The organism is Maribacter algarum (ex Zhang et al. 2020) (assembly GCF_005885635.1).
In the GTDB taxonomy this organism is placed as follows: Bacteria; Bacteroidota; Bacteroidia; order Flavobacteriales; family Flavobacteriaceae; genus Maribacter_C; species Maribacter_C algarum.
The window spans coordinates 1059801-1075271 of sequence record NZ_VATY01000001.1 but is presented as its reverse complement, the minus strand read 5'-3'; the positions used below and the strand labels follow the sequence as shown (position 1 = coordinate 1075271).

The window sequence follows — 15471 nt, the reverse complement described above, 5'->3', positions numbered from 1 at the left end:
AAGGTAAATGTTCTCTCCCACTAAATCTGTAATAATTGGTCAGAAATTGGTCAATCACAAAAGTGCTACTATAATTCAGTTTATACGTTAATTTAATGTTATGAAATTGATTCAAGGCGTAAAAAAGCTGAGAAATCGCTTTTTAGAATTCACGGACTCTAAATTTGGAAAATCCCCTTGAAATATTAGCTATTACGGCTATTTTTTTAAAGCGTTTTATACGAAAAGCATATTTGAAACGTTATCAATGTAAATTTAATGTTAAGCAAAAGTTCATTTAACGTAAATTTTTTAGTACATTTGTATCATAATAGAATTTAAATATCATGAAAAAGACCCTCTTACTCCTTGTTATACTATTTGTATCCGCAGCTTCTTTTGCACAAACAAAGCCGGAGATGAAACTAAATAAAGAAACGAATCTAATTGAAGCTACATATTTCCATGCCAATGGAGAAGTCAGTCAGAAAGGTACGTTCAACCTAGAAAAACAACTTCACGGTGAGTGGATGAGTTTTAACGAAAAGGGTGAAACTATCTCAGTAGGTTCATATACCAGTGGTGTAAAAACCGGAAAGTGGTTGTTTTGGGCCAATGATATATTGAAAGAGGTCGAGTATAGTAATAATGCTATTGCAGCTGTAAATGAAACTAAAAATACTGAAGGGATCGTTAGTAGAAACTAAACGTATTTTATTCTATAGAAAAGCGGTCAACTTGTACAAGTTGACCGCTTTTTTACTTTATAGGGTTGAAAATTATTTTCTCAGTGTATCTTCTTTTAATACCGCATCCATTCCTTCAACATCATCAAAATTAATCTGCATGGGTGATACCTCGGAATACACCTCTGTGATTTCATTGCTTTTGACTACGACTTCTATTTCTTGGGTTTCATAACCTGCATAACTCACTACCAAAGTATGTATGCCTGGATTAAGCTCAGAAATTTCAAAATTACCATGAAAATTGGTCTGGAAACTGGTATCAGCTCCTTTCAATTGAACATTTGCAAAAAGCATTGGTTCGTTATTCATTGCTTTGTCAGCAACGGTACCGCGAATTGCCCCTTGATTTTGAGAAAAGGCTGCTGCTGTGAATAAGAAAAAGCAAAATGCAAAGAAGTTTTTCATGTTTCGATTTATCATTATTACAAAATAACGTTGGGAATGTAAAGTTTGGGTTAAGTGCAGATTAATTATGCGTAACAAAATAGTTAACAAATCAACATCAAAAAGAAAGCCCCTCAGCAATGCGGGGCTTTCAGTGGTATTTAATTAAGCTCTAGTATCCTATAGCCCAATCAAACATAATTCATATCCTTAGTTACGCGTCCATCCACCGTTCCAAGAACTGTAATCAGCTCCAGTTCCATTTCCGATTCCTGTGAAGAATTCAGCTTCTCCAAAGGTATCGCCAGTATCATTTTTAAGGTTTACTGTAACATCGTCAAAAGATATGTTAGTAACACCTGTATCACCATCAAGAACGCCCTGACCTGTCGGACTGTCGGCACCATCACTATCTAAATCAAAACCTTCGGCAAAACCTGATAGCAATACATTGGTAAAAAGTGCTCTAGTTCCTGCTCTTAGTCGGATAGCTTCATTCTCATTAGAAGAACCATTTCCGTTAATGGTAATATTGTTGATAGTAGGAGCAGACCAGAATAATGGGTCTGAATTGTTTCCTATATCAGTGTTGAAACCATCACCTTCAATTCCTTTATCGTGTGCTTGTCTGTGTTCAACATATACATTAGTTAAGGTTCCTGTGAAACCTTCTGTCCAGTCGATAGAATCATCCTGAGCACCAATAACAGATACAAATGATGCGTTTACAGTTCCTCCAAAAAACTCAACGCCATCATCTTTTCCTTCAAATGCTTGTATGTATTCGATAGTTGTTCCATTACCGACACCATAGAAAGAAAATCCATTGTTCTCTGAAGATGCGTCTGCTGCACCACCGGAGTATTCGATACGTAAATATTTGAGAATTCCTGAATTATCATCTGCTGCGCTTCCGCCATAAGGTAAACCACCAATTTCAGAGGTAGATGTCGCATCACCACCGGTAACAGAATTGATAGGCGCTTTCCCTAAAACGATAAGACCGCCCCAGTCTCCAGGGTTTGGTGTTGCTGAATCAGAAGTAAAAACGATAGGGTTTGTTGATGTACCCTCTGCCATGATTTTTCCACCTTGCATTACCGCAACATAGACATCAGCACCTGTAGTAGCTCGTATTACAGCACCTGGTTCGATATTTAGTGTAAATCCTTCAGGGACGATTAATGCACTGGTCAATTTATATTCCGTTCCCGTGGTTAAGGTTAGGTCTTCAGAAAGGGTTCCTCCAATTTCATTACTATCTGGAGTTGTCGGATTTGTAGGGTTTCCACCTTCTTGATTAATAATAACATCTGCTGTATCATCAGCAGCACAACCAACCAATAGAATTGTTAATGTAAAAAAACCTAAAAGAAACTTGCTTGTTTTCATGGAGTAGTAATTTATTATTTGTGATTATTAGAATTTATATTTGAATTGAAACCCGATATTGAGTCCTCTTTTGAAACTTGAGAGCGTAACGTCTCCTCCTTCAACTTCCCGTACTCTCTCTATAGTTGGGTTTAGAAGATTTTTGAAACTTGCGTTAAGCTCCATCTTTTCATTAATGTTGTTTTTCCATACAAAATCAAGGGTGGGAACTGCTTTTTCTATAATATTTCCGAGTTGACCCGAACCCAACGCATCTATACGGTCAGAGAAATAAGAGAAGACCAAGTTGGCAACAGGCTTATACGAGCCGAAGGTTGGGCGATAGCTTAAATCTGCATTTAATAATAAAGGTGAGGCCCCTTGCAATTGGTCCGATTCTCTGTCAAATGTTGTTGAGAAAACACCATTGCTCCCTTTCAAATCTTGTTTGGTATATGTATATGTTGCGTTGATACCTGTTGATAAAACACTTTGCTCATCAGCATCAGTAATCAAGGCTTTGCGCACCTCAAATTCAAAACCGAGTACTTGTGCTTGATCTCCTGTTCTAAAGAAACGTTGTGTTCCTGTAGCATCGTTGGCTACTACCAAGTTAACAGGGTCGTTAATCGCTTTAGCAAAAGCTGCAACCGATAAAAGTTCGCTTGGTTTCATAAACCACTCGTACTTTATATCAACGTTATATATTCTAGAAAACGCTGGGTCGTTCAATAGATTAGGGTTACCTCCGATACGTTGTGTGACATCTTCATAAACAAATGGTGCAACTTCTTTAAATTCCGGATTTGAAACCGTACTACTAAATGAGAATCGAAGGTTTTGATCTTCGTTCAAGGCGTATTTCACATTTAAACTTGGAAGGATGAAAAATTCGCTAGCGTCTCTTGCCCCTGGATCAGTAGCAGGTAAATTAATCACATCATAGGTGATATCTTGATTAAACTTCTCTAAACGTATACCCGGTACAAATGATAGCTTATCACTGATTTTGTAAACAGCATCGGTGTAAAAAGCATGTACATTTAAATTTCCTTCATATGTATTTTCGAATCTGCCCGGTAAGTTTGTGTTACCTAATCCGTTTTGCGGGTCAAGGCCATTGAATACTACTGTATTGAAAACCGTACCTAAGTTTTCTTGAGTAAAAACACCATCTAAATTCCTTACGTCTCCAACGGGAGTATTGGGCTGTATGAAATCATATCCGTAACGGATATTTTCGAATGTTCTTTGTTTCGAACGACCGTTATAACCGAAGTTGAATTTCAATTTTTCCGATATATCATAAGAGAGGTTGATACGAGCATTCAGCTCACTATCCTCGATATCTTGAAAATAGCGTTGGTTATCATAAGCTATGTTACTGAAGAAAAAACCGTTAGTAGATTCGTCATTATCCAGTTCAAGGTCATAACGTTCAACAGAGATACGTTTACGATCTGGTTGGCGTGCTAGAACATTGTTGTAACCAACTCCCCAGTCCAATTTTAATTTTTCGCTCAGGGTACTAGTTCCAAGAAGTTGATTTACAAAAATCATGTCCTGACTGAATTGTACGTTAGATTGGTAGAAACCACGGTCTGTATCTAGAATCGCATCACGATTGCTACCTAAGCCCTTGGTTCCAAAATAGGAAACCTCATCTGTAGCGTCATTTATGAAAAGTGAGTTGTATTTTACCTTGTGTTTATCATTGATACGATAAACAATGTTCGCCATAGCCGTTGTATTTCTTCCATATTCGTATTGTTCTGAGTTTGGAAAACGTTTCTTTTCAACGGTTGTATAATCTACTGCAGGACCTTCACGGAATTCGAAAGAGTTTCCGAATGAGGCGGTTGCAAACACACTTAATCGTGAGGCATCACCTATATTCCAAGACTTTCCGCTAGCAAAGCTTCCTGAAACACCTGTATTTCCTTCAGAGGAAATAGCATCAACTCCATGAGACAGCAATACTGCATACGGATTGTTTCTATATCTATTGTAGAATCCAAAATAACCCGTGCCTTCACTTTTTACAAAATCAGTTCCGACAGCATTTGTGTTTACAGTAGTTCCAAGATCTACATCAAGAAAGAAGTCACCTGTATGTTCTTTAGCGGTTATGTCAACATTACCAGCAGCAAAATCTCCATAGAAATTGGCTGCATGAGTTTTACTCACCCCAACGTTTTGAATGACGTCAGAGGAAAACAAGTTCAAATCGATATTCTTCTTTTCGATATTATTTGATGGTACTGGAAGACCATTATACGTCGTATTTAAATACCTGTCACCAAGACCACGAACATAAACATTACCTCCACCTTCTTGTTTTGACACCCCAGAAATTTTGTTCACAGCAGCTGCTGCGTCACTAATTCCTTTGAATGACAATTCTTGCGCGCCAATACTTTCCTTTACAATTGTGGCATTTTTTTGATCTAACAACAAGGCAGCTTCAGATTCTTTTTTTGTTGTGCCTGTGCCTACAAACTCTTCGAGTTCCACACCTGCGGCCGCAGATAGACCGACATCAACCGTAGTAGATTTGCCAGCTTCGACAACAACATCGGCTTTAGTAATGGTTTCATAGCCCAAGAAACTGTAAACAACGGTGTAAGTTCCTGGGTCTAAATTTGCGATTTCGTAAAGACCGTCAAAATCCGAGGTAGTTCCTTTAGTTGTGCCTTCGATAAGAATATTTGCAAAAGCTAATGGGTCATTATTAAAATCTGTGTCCGTTAGCTTTCCCACAATACTTCCTGTTTCTTGTGCAGTAATTTGAGCAGTGGCGAGCAACAGCAAGCCAATTAAAAGTTTTCTCATTTTTGTTTTACTATGTTTGATTTTAAATACCGCTGCAAAAAAACTATACACTTGTAAAAGTCGGGTTACCCATATGTTAAAAGTGTATTGTAAAAGGGTTATCTAAACGTTACTATATTACCTAAATGTTAAGGAGTTCTTGGTGCGCCTAATGTTTATGGGTACTGGCAAATTTTGGTATCTTGCGGGCTATTAAAACAAAACCATGAACTGGGAACAACTTCTCTCTTTAAAACGCTTTGGCGACACACATAAAAGACTCCGAAAAGAACAAGATGAAATCCGATTAGGGTTTGAAGTGGACTACGATCGTATCATTTTTTCCTCGGCTTTTCGAAGTCTACAGGACAAGACTCAGGTGATTCCCCTCTCCAAAACCGATTTTGTTCATACACGTCTGACGCATAGTTTAGAAGTATCGGTTGTCGGCAGGAGTTTAGGTCGAATCGCTGGTAAAATGTTACTTGAGAAACATCCACATTTGCAGGAAATGCACGGCTATCGTTTTAATGATTTCGGAGCTAGTGTTGCTGCTGCGGCATTGGCGCATGATATCGGAAATCCGCCATTTGGCCATAGTGGTGAAAAGGCCATAGGAGAGTATTTTGCAACAGGAGCTGGTCAGAAGTACGAGGAGCAATTGACGGATAAAGAATGGCAAGATATTATTGATTTCGAAGGAAATGCCAACGGATTTAAATTGCTAACGGAAACTCGGGAAGGAGTTGAAGGCGGATTGCGATTGAGTTACGCGACCTTGGGTGCTTTTATGAAGTACCCGAAGGAATCGCTCCCTAAAAAACCGACCAAGCATATCGCGGATAAGAAGTTTGGTTTCTTTCAATCGGAAAAAGAGAGTTTCAAAGAAGTAGCTGATGAACTTGGACTGTTACAAACACGTTCAGGAAAAGATATAAGCTTTTCAAGGCATCCGTTGACCTATTTGGTAGAAGCAGCTGACGATATTTGTTACACCATTATTGATTTCGAGGATGGAATTAATCTTGGATTGATTTCCGAAGATTATGCCTTGGAATATTTAATCAAACTGGTAAAAGACAGTATAAATACCAATAAGTATAATTCCTTAAAATATAAAGAAGACCGGTTAAGCTACTTACGCGCATTGGCTATAAATACATTAATTCAAGATGCTATCGATGTCTTTATCAAGAACGAGGAGGCGATTTTGGATGGTACCTTCGCTGTTTCCTTAATGGATAAAAGTAAGTATGAAGCGCAGATTACCGATATCATTTCTTTGAGTGTAGAAAAGATATATGAATCGCAAGAAGTCATTGAAAAGGAGATAGCGGGCTATAAAATCATTTCCGATATCTTGGACGTATATATCACGGCCTTAGTGCGAGAGAAAGAAGGGCAGGCTTCAAACTATGATGGTTTAATGCTTAGCACACTTCCAGAGTTTTATAGACGGACTGATATTTCTATTTATCAGATTTTATTGAATTCCTGTTGCTATGTGGCTAGTCTTTCTGATAGTGCCGCGGTGCATATTCATAATAAAATTATGGGGAAACAACTTTAAAAGTTATATGCCACTCCAACCCCTAAGAGCTGTTTGAACTGTAATTTAGGACGCCCTTCATTAATAACTTCTCCTGCCTCGTTTTTCAACGCATCGAATAAAATATCATCGTCATAAATAATATGTGTGCCTAAATTGGTGACGATATACTTATTGACTTTTAGGTTTACATTGAGTTCCCAATCTATATCGATGTTCCCAAAACTTCTGATATAGTCCGTATAGAGGTTTAGCCGATGTTTTAGGGCGATGTTCTCCATAAGCTGGGTTTCCCAATCATTGGTGATTAAAAAGCCCACTTCGAGAAAAAGGTTTTTACCACGTTCGACGATATTACCATCAGGGTCTAGTACTGCTTTTTCTACTCCAAATGCTCCTTTATCCGCCAACTCTTGATCTAAAACGAAGGTGGCTTTTTGAGTAATTGGCGAGATGTAAATGTTTAATTTCTGTCCTTTTGATATGTACGAGGTACCTGCACCCAAGAAAAAATAACCCGGACTCATAACCCTAGAAATAGGAGTTTCTCGATCAGGATATTTAAAACCATCAGTGTATTGGGTATTGAAATTTGCCTTCACCGAATAGTACCAATTACTAATCGTATCCCGGCGATACCCGACTGTAGAACTTATTCGAATAGCATCATCGGTTTTTCTTATTTTTTGACCTTCCTGAAGATTAATGCCGTAGCGAGTTTCCAAAATGTTGTTCCACTGAAAATACCTGAACTTATAGTTTCGTTCAAAACGGGCATTTGCCTGGGCTGCGATGGAGTTATTACCCCCGGCATTCCAATTGATGAAAGCAGCTTGACTAAAATTGAGACCAATTAGGTTTACACTTTGCCAGAATGTTGGCACCTCAAATTTCTTTTGAATCTCAGATAGAGGTTTGGTTTTTTTGAATGAAATGGTCGTATTCATAATGTTAACCGGCTCCGCTGTTTGTTTGACCCTTGGTTGTGTTCTTCTAATTACAATGGTATCTATTCGCATGCTATCGCGCAATATTGGAGCAACGATGGTAGAATCTGGCATCAAAGGATTAGGAATGCTATCTTGGGAATAGCCCAATTGAACAGCTAGAAAGAGTATGAAAAAAAAGTTTTGGGGTTTCATTATTTCAAAGTTCATCTAGTATAGATTTTAGTCTTGCCTTTACAGATATTTGGTCAAGTCCAACAAGTTGATACAATTCTTCTACGGTACCATGTTCAATAAACACATCATCAATTCCTAGAATATGGATGGGATTCGTAAAATGTTTTTCATTGGCATATTCTAATAAAGCACTGCCAAATCCACCAGTTTTACATCCATCTTCTATGGTTATGATTTGCTCATAGCTGGTAAATATCGAATCCAATTGTCTTTTATCCAAAGGTTTGATAAAACGCATATTGTAATGTCCGATTTCTCCTAAATGATTTGTTTCTTCAAGTAATCCTGATATCATATTTCCGATATGTCCGACTGACAAAACAACAATTCGTGTACCTTTTTTTAATTCTTCGGAAGAGCCAATTTCAATTTTTTCAAAAGGAGTTTTCCATTCTTGAAGTACACCGCTACCTCTAGGATATCGTATTGCAATCGGATGTTCTAAACCAAGTTGTGCGGTAAACATGATATTCCGCAACTCGATTTCATTCATGGGTGCGAAAATAATAAGATTAGGAATACATCTTAAATACGCAATGTCATAAACACCGTGATGTGTTGCCCCATCTTGTCCGACCAGTCCTGAGCGATCTAAACAGAAAATTACAGGTAGGTTTTGCAAGGCCACATCATGAATTACCTGATCATACGCCCGTTGTAAAAAAGTGGAGTAAACGTTGCAAAAAGGTACTAGGCCTTCCGCTGCCATTCCTGCTGCCATAGTAACGGCATGCTGTTCAGCAATACCAACATCGAAAGCACGATCCGGAATTTCCTCCATCATATATTTTAGGGAGCTCCCTGTAGGCATAGCCGGAGTAATTCCCACAATATTTTCGTTCTGCTTAGCTAGTTCTACTATCGTATGACCAAAGACATCTTGATATTTTGAGGGCTGCTGCCCGAGAGATTTTTTATGTAATTCTCCAGTTTTTTTATCGAATTTGCCGGGGGCATGGTAGGTTACCTGATTTTCTTCAGCCTGTCTTAAACCTTTCCCTTTGGTAGTAATTACATGTAAAAGTTTTGGGCCTGAAATAGATTTTAGTCGTTTTAGTTCGGTTAATAGGGCATTTAAGTCGTGGCCATTAATAGGTCCCGAATAATCAAAATTTAGACATTCGAAAATATTCTCATCCTTAGCAGTACCTTTCTTTACGTTGGTCAAGTACTTTTTTAGGGCACCGACGCTAGGGTCGATTCCAATGGCGTTATCATTTAGAATTACCAATACATTTGCATCGGTTACACCCATATGGTTTAGACCTTCAAAGGCCATTCCACTGGCAATAGATGCATCCCCAATTACCGCGATATGTTGCTTGCTAGAATCTCCTTTTAACTGAGATGCAATCGCCATCCCTAGAATAGCTGAAATGGAAGTAGAGCTATGGCCAGTTCCAAAATCATCGAATTCGCTTTCGCTCATTTTAGGGAAGCCGCTAATTCCGCCCAGTTGCCGATTTGATTCAAAAATTTCTTTTCTACCTGTTAAGATTTTATGCCCGTAGGCTTGATGGCCTACATCCCAAATAAGTTTATCATTCGGAGTATCAAAAATATAGTGAAGAGCAATAGTCAGTTCAACGACCCCCAAACTAGCTCCCAAATGCCCCTCTTTAGTAGCTACGATATCGATAATGAATTCGCGAAGTTCTTGGGCGAGTAGCAATAGTTCGCCGGCATTTAATTTGCGAAGGTCCTTAGGAGATTCTATTTTATTAAGAATATGTTGAGACACCTTTGAAAAATTGAAGCTACAAAGCTACGGCTTTTCCTTGTTTGATGATTGTTAATTGCGGCTTCACAACAAACCTTGCTCCTTTTGTACTAGTAAATTCCTTTTGAACGTTACTAACAATCAACCAATCAATAACATAAACATGAAAACTATTTTAAGAACTGCATTGATAGCAGGATTAATACTTACGACATCTTGCGGCAAGGAAACCGCAAACACTATAGCCGATATTTTTGATGAAGAAGTTGAAGAACTAGAGAGCACAGCTTTGGACATAGAAAATGTAACGGATAATGTATTAATTGAAGGGGCAACAAAAATGGAAGGTGCGCCCCCAACTCCAAATGGAGCAATTTCTTTAGACCTTTCGAATACAAGTAAATCTGCATTGTTAAATGAAGGCTTTGATATAGCTTTTAGTTCTGATGGAGACGTTACTGGGGCCTATATTCAATTCAAATCAATAGAGGGAAATATTTCAGATGCTTATTTTGATGTAAAACTTGAGAGCAATAATTCAAACAAGAATGACAAATCTTTACGGAGGAGAAGGTTTAAAAAACCCGCAGCAAGTTTGAAAGGACTTAAAACAGATGAGGCTATTTTTGATATCGACTTTAACTCAACAATTGAGCCAGGTAAATTCTGTTATGAAATATGTGTTTACGATGTAGAAGGAAATATAAGTAACCCACAAGAGGTCTGCGTTACAGTTGAAAGTTGGGGAGGTAGTTCAAAAATAGAAGGAAAGTGGAATCTATTCAAAGAAGTTGATATTTTTGGTGGGCAATCTACTACAACGTTAGTTGGTGAGCAAGATTGCAGTGGAGATGAAGTTTTCAATTGTAACAACGGGGGGTCTTTTACTGCGGATTATTGGTGCTATTTGACGAATAGTTCTTCATTTACTTTCAAAGCTGATGGAACTTTTGAATACACAAATGACGACTATAGCAAAGAAATAAGGTTTAACGAATCAAAAGAATCCTGCGAAGCCCTTTACGATGAAGTCGAAAGTACCGAAATAACAAACGGTAATTGGGCATATGTAGAAGATACCAATGAATTGATTTTAATTATGTCTAAGGATGTTTATACTGTGAATGGTGAAACAGAAACATCAACTTATCAACCCGGTGAGGGAGCAATTTTTGCGGAGATTGGGATTTTTCTCATTGATGATGTTATAAGACTAGGCCCAGGAGAAGAAAGTTCAGAAAATTCATATTATCGAAAGTAATCTTCAAAAAAATAATATAAAAACCCTTTGTTTATCAAAGGGTTTTTTGTGCCAAAACAATTATTCCATACTATTGTAAATTAATTTTCCGAAATGGTTTTACCCTACGACGACACCTACTTTATGAAAAGGGCCCTGCAAGAGGCGGAAGCTGCCTTTGAAAAAGGGGAAGTGCCTATTGGCGCGGTCATCGTAGTGCAGGACCGAATTATAGCCCGAGCACATAACCTTACTGAACAATTGAATGATGTAACGGCACATGCCGAAATGCAGGCGATTACTGCTGCAGCGAATTTCTTAGGAGGTAAATACTTGAAAGATTGCACCCTTTATGTGACTTTGGAACCCTGTCAAATGTGTGCTGGTGCTTTATACTGGAGTCAAATCTCAAAAATAGTATACGCCGCGGAAGACCCACAACGTGGCTGTGGTGCAATGGGAACAAGACTTCATCCAAAAACTAAGATTGTACGAGGTGTTTTGGAAAATGAAGCTTCTGACTTACTAAAGCGATTCTTCGTCCAAAAACGGAATTAAAATTAAGAATCCTTTGATTTTCTAGGCGGTTTCCCCTGCATTTTCCGAACATTCTCATCCGTCAACATATAGTCTTTGAAATCCCTGCTTTTACTTTCCTTATATAGAAAGAGGGGCATAGCCACTAGAAAGAGACCTGCAGTTCCGGAGCCAATATATTTATTTGCGAGCATTTCTTGGGAGTCATCCAAAGTGAAACCATAAATGATTGCACCAAAAGAGGCAAGAACAACCAGCGTAATAAAATGCTTAAGTTTCATGTTACTAATACATTTGGACTATAAACCCTGCTAAAGCCAGGAAAGCACATAAGGGAATAAAGTATTTCGTATCTGATTTTGCAAATTTGGTCATTTTTATCTTCTTAAGAAGCCCCACATATTTAAAATCTCCAATTACACGAAGTAAAAATATGGAAGGTAAAATCCAACCGGCATATAAGGGCAGCCAACTCGGTAGTTTAGCAGTAAAGACTTCAATTCGGATCATATAAAACAAAGAAAAAAATAAAAGTCCAATGCCAACGATTATAGTGGCAATTATTGGCGGTTTTAGTGCTTGAATACTTTCGTCATTTGTTGGTATTGCAGCATCAATTCCCCATTTTCCACCGAATGCCCAATAGAAATGTATAGCGGAAAGAAAAAGAAAAATAACAGCCAATGTGGCTCCAAGAACAAAAACCATAATACCTATTTATTGCGTAAAATTAATCAATTCCCTACGATAGGCGGTCAATAATTTGGACTTTGAAACGAAGCCATAGTACTTTCCATCTTTGATAACTGGAAGGTTCCAGGCATTGCTGTCTTGAAATTTTTTCATGACCTGTTGCATACTATCTTTTCCATGGAAAATATATTCAGGTGCTGAATGCATGAAAGTTGAAACCGTAGTAGTTCGATATAATGTAGTTTCAAACATAAACTCCCGAATATCATCTAGTAACACAATGCCAACCAAAGCCTCGTTCTCATCTATAACAGGAAATAAATTTCGCGTAGATTGTGATACCGCTTCGTGCAACATTTCTCCTAAAAACATGGTAGGTGATACCGTTTTGAAGTTCTGTTCTATTACATCATCTAATTGCATTACGGTTAAAACATTTTCGTCTTTATCGTGGGTTAACAAAGCCCCCTGCTCTGCCAATTCGCGAGTGTAAATGTTATGCTTGATGGCATTTTTTGTGATGAGATAAGATATGGCCGCCGTAATCATCAAGGGAACAAAAAGTTCATAACCTCCTGTGATTTCCGCTATCAAGAAGATTGCCGTTAAAGGGGCATGAAGTACCCCCGCAATCAATCCTGCCATGCCGATTAAGGTGAAATTACTTTCGGAGACTGCGAATCCTAATCCTAAATTGTTAATGACTTTGGCGACAACATTTCCTAAGGCACTTCCCATTACCATAGTCGGAATGAAAATTCCTCCTGCTCCACCAGCGGCAAAAGTGGTGGTCATTGCAATTGCCTTAAAAACAGTGATTCCGAAGAGAAGGGCAATCACGACCCAAATATTATTCATATAATCATCAAATGGGGTAGAACCTAGTGCTGAAAGATGGTTTCCATCTAAAAGATTACTTATGAAACTAAAACCCTCACCGTAAAGAGGCGGTATGAAATAGAGCATGATTCCTATGGCAAGTCCACCAACAAGGAGTTTGTATTTCGGACTTTTCAAAGGTTCAAAAAGTTTAAGAATCCCAAAGTACATTTTGGTAAAATAGATGGATGCAAATGCCGTTCCAACCCCTAATAAAATATAGAATAGGGTGTCTTTTACTTCAAAACTATCTGTAAGTCTAAAATCAAAGAGAACCTCATTCCCCAGAAAAAAGTAGGAGGTAAGCACTCCAGATACTGAGGCCAACAAAAGTGGCATTACGGAAAGCATGGTAAAGTCAATACTAAAAATCTCGACCGCAAAAATGATGGCTGCAATAGGAGATTGAAAAATAGATGCTACCGCTCCTGCAGATGCACAGGCAATGAGTAAAGAGCGCGTTTTTGAATTCAAATGAAGCACACGACCTAAATTGGAACTTATTGCGGAACCTGATTTTACAGCGGGTCCGAGTAGCCCAACTGACCCTCCAAAACCAACAGTAAGTGGGGCGGTGATTAGTGGTGTATAGATTTTCTTTAAGTCCATGATTCCCTTCTTTTTGCTTAATGCAAATAAGATGGAGGAAACCGCATGTTCTAGCTTTTCTTTGTGCACGAACTTTACATAGAGAAACACTAAAGCGAGACCTATAATCGGGAGTATGAAATACAATTGATTACTTGAAAAGACGATACCACTTTCAAGCGAGGATTGAATAAAATAAGTAAGGTTTTTTAGAGTCACGGAAGCAAGCCCAGCTAAGAGACCAACACAAACGGCTAAAATATGCGTAAAAGTTTTGTTGGAGATGTTTTTATACCGCCACTTTAAGAATTTGGTAAAGAGTTTTTGTACTCGGGTTGGCATTTAGGATGTTTGCGTATTTAAAAGTAGTAAAAATCGAGAGAGCAGAATTTATCTTATTCCAAAAGCACTTTTCTCAAATCTTCTAAATCCTCCAAATATAGTTGGCGAAGTGTTTCCACATAATCCCTATTATTATAGAACCCTGCATTGAAATCAATAATAGCATCTTTAATCAAAGCTTTTGCTTCTGCTACGTCGTCATCTTTTAGAATCAAAGCTTTATAATATTTAGCATCAGCCGATTGTTTGAAGTAGTGAATAATTTTATCAAAATTTTCGAGGGCCTTTATGGTATTTCCTGATTCGTAATATGCAATTCCACGATATAAAAAAGCTTCCAATTCAACCCAATCTTCGCCGCTATCTTCGGTTTCCTTAGCGATATGTTTATCCCAATAAGCGATAGAATGTTCATAATCTTTTAATCCTAAGTAAGCGATTCCGCGCCAAAAATCCACGCTATGGCCTTGTGGGTAATCGATGTAATCGGTTAGGGTATCTGAAGCATTAAAATCAGCAATGGCTTTTTCATAGTCACGATAAAACCATAAATAAAGATAGCCTCGCCATGGTCGCCAAGTTGCTGCATCTTTTTCAACCGCTTTATCGAAAATAGGCTTCCATTTATGGGGCATTCCGCGCTTCAAGTAGGCTACGGAAAGCTCCCTAATGGCTTCTGCGTAGGTAGTGTCCAATGCAATTGCCTCTTCGATTCTTTTCATGCTCTCCGGAGAACCTTGAAGCATATTTTCTCCAGATTTATATACTTTTTCTGCCTCTGCTCTATAATCGGTTTCTTTATGTACCGTTGTTGTTTCCTTACATGAGAAAATCAACATAAAACCGAATATACTAAGGTAAAATTTCAACGACTTCCCCATTTTCAATTTTATAAATGATATACATGTATAAGTCACGTGTTTCCCTTGTTTTTAAAGAATTCCAGTTTTCTTTCCTTAGCGTCAACTTTGAGAGTTCATTGACCAAATCTTTATTCAAAGTAGTTACTTCGAGCACCGTGTTCAATGGATTGATTTCATAATCACCTATATCACCTTTACAATTGATGAGGAACCTGAAGTTTAAATAACCATCGTCATCATAGTCTTTCCCAGAGAAGTTGTTTTGAATGAAACTTTTAAAGGCTGGCTTTCCACCTTTGTATATATATGGCGCTGTACTATGATAAAAACCGACGGGAAGCTTATCACTACAACGTTCAAAATTTTCAGAAACATCAGGGTTTGCCGAATCTAGGTAACCAATATGACCTTTATGGATTCTATCAAAGCTATTTTGATAATTCGGAAGTAGCATTTCAAATCCGAATACTAGGCAAATTGTAATCCCAACTAAAATAATTGTTCCTATTTTGGAGATTTTTATTTTTGACATGTAGGGAAGTTAAAAATAAAATCTTAGGAAACCCAAGAATTGATGATTAT

The 15471-nt window shown here is 38.0% G+C and carries 14 protein-coding genes; 4 read left to right on the top strand and 10 right to left on the bottom strand.

Going from position 1 to position 15471, the window contains the following annotated elements; translation table 11 throughout:
* The first annotated feature begins 326 nt into the window (after positions 1–326).
* On the top strand, positions 327–686 hold the full coding sequence (locus FEE95_RS04595) for a toxin-antitoxin system YwqK family antitoxin (protein ID WP_138656646.1): 360 nt from the start codon (positions 327–329) through the stop codon (positions 684–686).
* Between the two features lie 72 nt (positions 687–758).
* On the opposite strand, the gene FEE95_RS04590 is transcribed toward FEE95_RS04595, so the two are convergent.
* The 3 genes from FEE95_RS04590 to FEE95_RS04580 all read right to left on the bottom strand — a co-directional run bounded on the left by FEE95_RS04590 (position 759) and on the right by FEE95_RS04580 (position 5315).
* Positions 759–1133, bottom strand: a complete 375-nt coding sequence (locus tag FEE95_RS04590) for a carboxypeptidase-like regulatory domain-containing protein (protein WP_171036981.1) — start codon at positions 1131–1133, stop codon at positions 759–761.
* A gap of 189 nt (positions 1134–1322) precedes the next feature.
* Positions 1323–2504 carry a multidrug transporter gene (locus tag FEE95_RS04585; protein ID WP_138656644.1) on the bottom strand — a complete coding sequence of 394 codons (1182 nt, stop codon included), beginning with the start codon at positions 2502–2504 and terminating at the stop codon, positions 1323–1325.
* A 27-nt stretch (positions 2505–2531) separates the two neighbouring features.
* On the bottom strand, positions 2532–5315 hold the full coding sequence (locus FEE95_RS04580) for a TonB-dependent receptor (RefSeq protein WP_138656643.1): 2784 nt from the start codon (positions 5313–5315) through the stop codon (positions 2532–2534).
* Positions 5316–5520: 205 nt separating this feature from the next.
* Here FEE95_RS04580 and dgt point away from each other — a divergent pair, with 205 nt between their 5' ends.
* The gene (dgt, locus tag FEE95_RS04575) at positions 5521–6864 is read left to right on the top strand and encodes a dGTP triphosphohydrolase (RefSeq protein WP_138656642.1); all 1344 of its coding nucleotides are present in this window, start codon (positions 5521–5523) and stop codon (positions 6862–6864) included.
* On the opposite strand, the gene FEE95_RS04570 is transcribed toward dgt, so the two are convergent.
* Together FEE95_RS04570 and FEE95_RS04565 are read right to left on the bottom strand one after the other, a co-directional pair.
* Positions 6861–8000: a DUF3078 domain-containing protein gene (locus FEE95_RS04570; RefSeq protein WP_138656641.1), complete on the bottom strand. Its 1140-nt coding sequence runs from the start codon at positions 7998–8000 to the stop codon at positions 6861–6863. The two genes, dgt and FEE95_RS04570, sit on opposite strands and share 4 nt — an antisense overlap.
* Positions 7990–9768 carry a 1-deoxy-D-xylulose-5-phosphate synthase gene (locus FEE95_RS04565; RefSeq protein ID WP_138656640.1) on the bottom strand — a complete coding sequence of 593 codons (1779 nt, stop codon included), beginning with the start codon at positions 9766–9768 and terminating at the stop codon, positions 7990–7992. The genes FEE95_RS04570 and FEE95_RS04565 overlap by 11 nt, the downstream gene beginning before the upstream one ends.
* A gap of 142 nt (positions 9769–9910) precedes the next feature.
* Here FEE95_RS04565 and FEE95_RS04560 point away from each other — a divergent pair, with 142 nt between their 5' ends.
* Positions 9911–11008 (top strand): hypothetical protein, encoded by a 1098-nt coding sequence (locus tag FEE95_RS04560; RefSeq protein WP_138656639.1) that lies wholly within the window; start codon positions 9911–9913, stop codon positions 11006–11008.
* A 93-nt stretch (positions 11009–11101) separates the two neighbouring features.
* On the top strand, positions 11102–11545 hold the full coding sequence (locus tag FEE95_RS04555; RefSeq protein ID WP_138656638.1) for a nucleoside deaminase: 444 nt from the start codon (positions 11102–11104) through the stop codon (positions 11543–11545).
* Positions 11546–11547: 2 nt separating this feature from the next.
* Here FEE95_RS04555 and FEE95_RS04550 read toward each other — a convergent pair whose 3' ends face one another.
* From FEE95_RS04550 to FEE95_RS04530, 5 genes are read right to left on the bottom strand one after another with little or no spacing between them, the layout of a single operon-like run.
* Positions 11548–11805: a hypothetical protein gene (locus FEE95_RS04550; protein ID WP_138656637.1), complete on the bottom strand. Its 258-nt coding sequence runs from the start codon at positions 11803–11805 to the stop codon at positions 11548–11550.
* 4 nt (positions 11806–11809) lie between these two features.
* A complete protein-coding gene (locus tag FEE95_RS04545; protein ID WP_138656636.1) occupies positions 11810–12232 on the bottom strand; it encodes a DUF3995 domain-containing protein in 423 nt (140 codons plus the stop codon).
* Positions 12233–12241: 9 nt separating this feature from the next.
* Positions 12242–14026, bottom strand: a complete 1785-nt coding sequence (locus FEE95_RS04540; RefSeq protein ID WP_138656635.1) for a chloride channel protein — start codon at positions 14024–14026, stop codon at positions 12242–12244.
* Between the two features lie 53 nt (positions 14027–14079).
* Entirely contained in the window at positions 14080–14895 is an 816-nt protein-coding gene (locus FEE95_RS04535; protein ID WP_238474497.1) for a tetratricopeptide repeat protein, read from the bottom strand.
* Entirely contained in the window at positions 14879–15421 is a 543-nt protein-coding gene (locus FEE95_RS04530; protein WP_138656633.1) for a hypothetical protein, read from the bottom strand. Before FEE95_RS04530 ends, FEE95_RS04535 begins: the two co-directional genes overlap by 17 nt.
* Positions 15422–15471: the final 50 nt, after the last annotated feature.

What these genes read in the sequence shown, in the direction of transcription:
- FEE95_RS04595 (WP_138656646.1), top strand. Translation starts at nt 327, where the DNA reads ATGAAAAAGACCCTCTTACTCCTTGTTATACTATTTGTATCCGCAGCT.
- FEE95_RS04590 (WP_171036981.1), bottom strand. Translation starts at nt 1,133, where the DNA reads ATGAAAAACTTCTTTGCATTTTGCTTTTTCTTATTCACAGCAGCAGCC.
- FEE95_RS04585 (WP_138656644.1), bottom strand. Translation starts at nt 2,504, where the DNA reads ATGAAAACAAGCAAGTTTCTTTTAGGTTTTTTTACATTAACAATTCTA.
- FEE95_RS04580 (WP_138656643.1), bottom strand. Translation starts at nt 5,315, where the DNA reads ATGAGAAAACTTTTAATTGGCTTGCTGTTGCTCGCCACTGCTCAAATT.
- dgt (WP_138656642.1), top strand. Translation starts at nt 5,521, where the DNA reads ATGAACTGGGAACAACTTCTCTCTTTAAAACGCTTTGGCGACACACAT.
- FEE95_RS04570 (WP_138656641.1), bottom strand. Translation starts at nt 8,000, where the DNA reads ATGAACTTTGAAATAATGAAACCCCAAAACTTTTTTTTCATACTCTTT.
- FEE95_RS04560 (WP_138656639.1), top strand. Translation starts at nt 9,911, where the DNA reads ATGAAAACTATTTTAAGAACTGCATTGATAGCAGGATTAATACTTACG.
- FEE95_RS04555 (WP_138656638.1), top strand. Translation starts at nt 11,102, where the DNA reads ATGGTTTTACCCTACGACGACACCTACTTTATGAAAAGGGCCCTGCAA.
- FEE95_RS04550 (WP_138656637.1), bottom strand. Translation starts at nt 11,805, where the DNA reads ATGAAACTTAAGCATTTTATTACGCTGGTTGTTCTTGCCTCTTTTGGT.
- FEE95_RS04545 (WP_138656636.1), bottom strand. Translation starts at nt 12,232, where the DNA reads ATGGTTTTTGTTCTTGGAGCCACATTGGCTGTTATTTTTCTTTTTCTT.
- FEE95_RS04540 (WP_138656635.1), bottom strand. Translation starts at nt 14,026, where the DNA reads ATGCCAACCCGAGTACAAAAACTCTTTACCAAATTCTTAAAGTGGCGG.
- FEE95_RS04530 (WP_138656633.1), bottom strand. Translation starts at nt 15,421, where the DNA reads ATGTCAAAAATAAAAATCTCCAAAATAGGAACAATTATTTTAGTTGGG.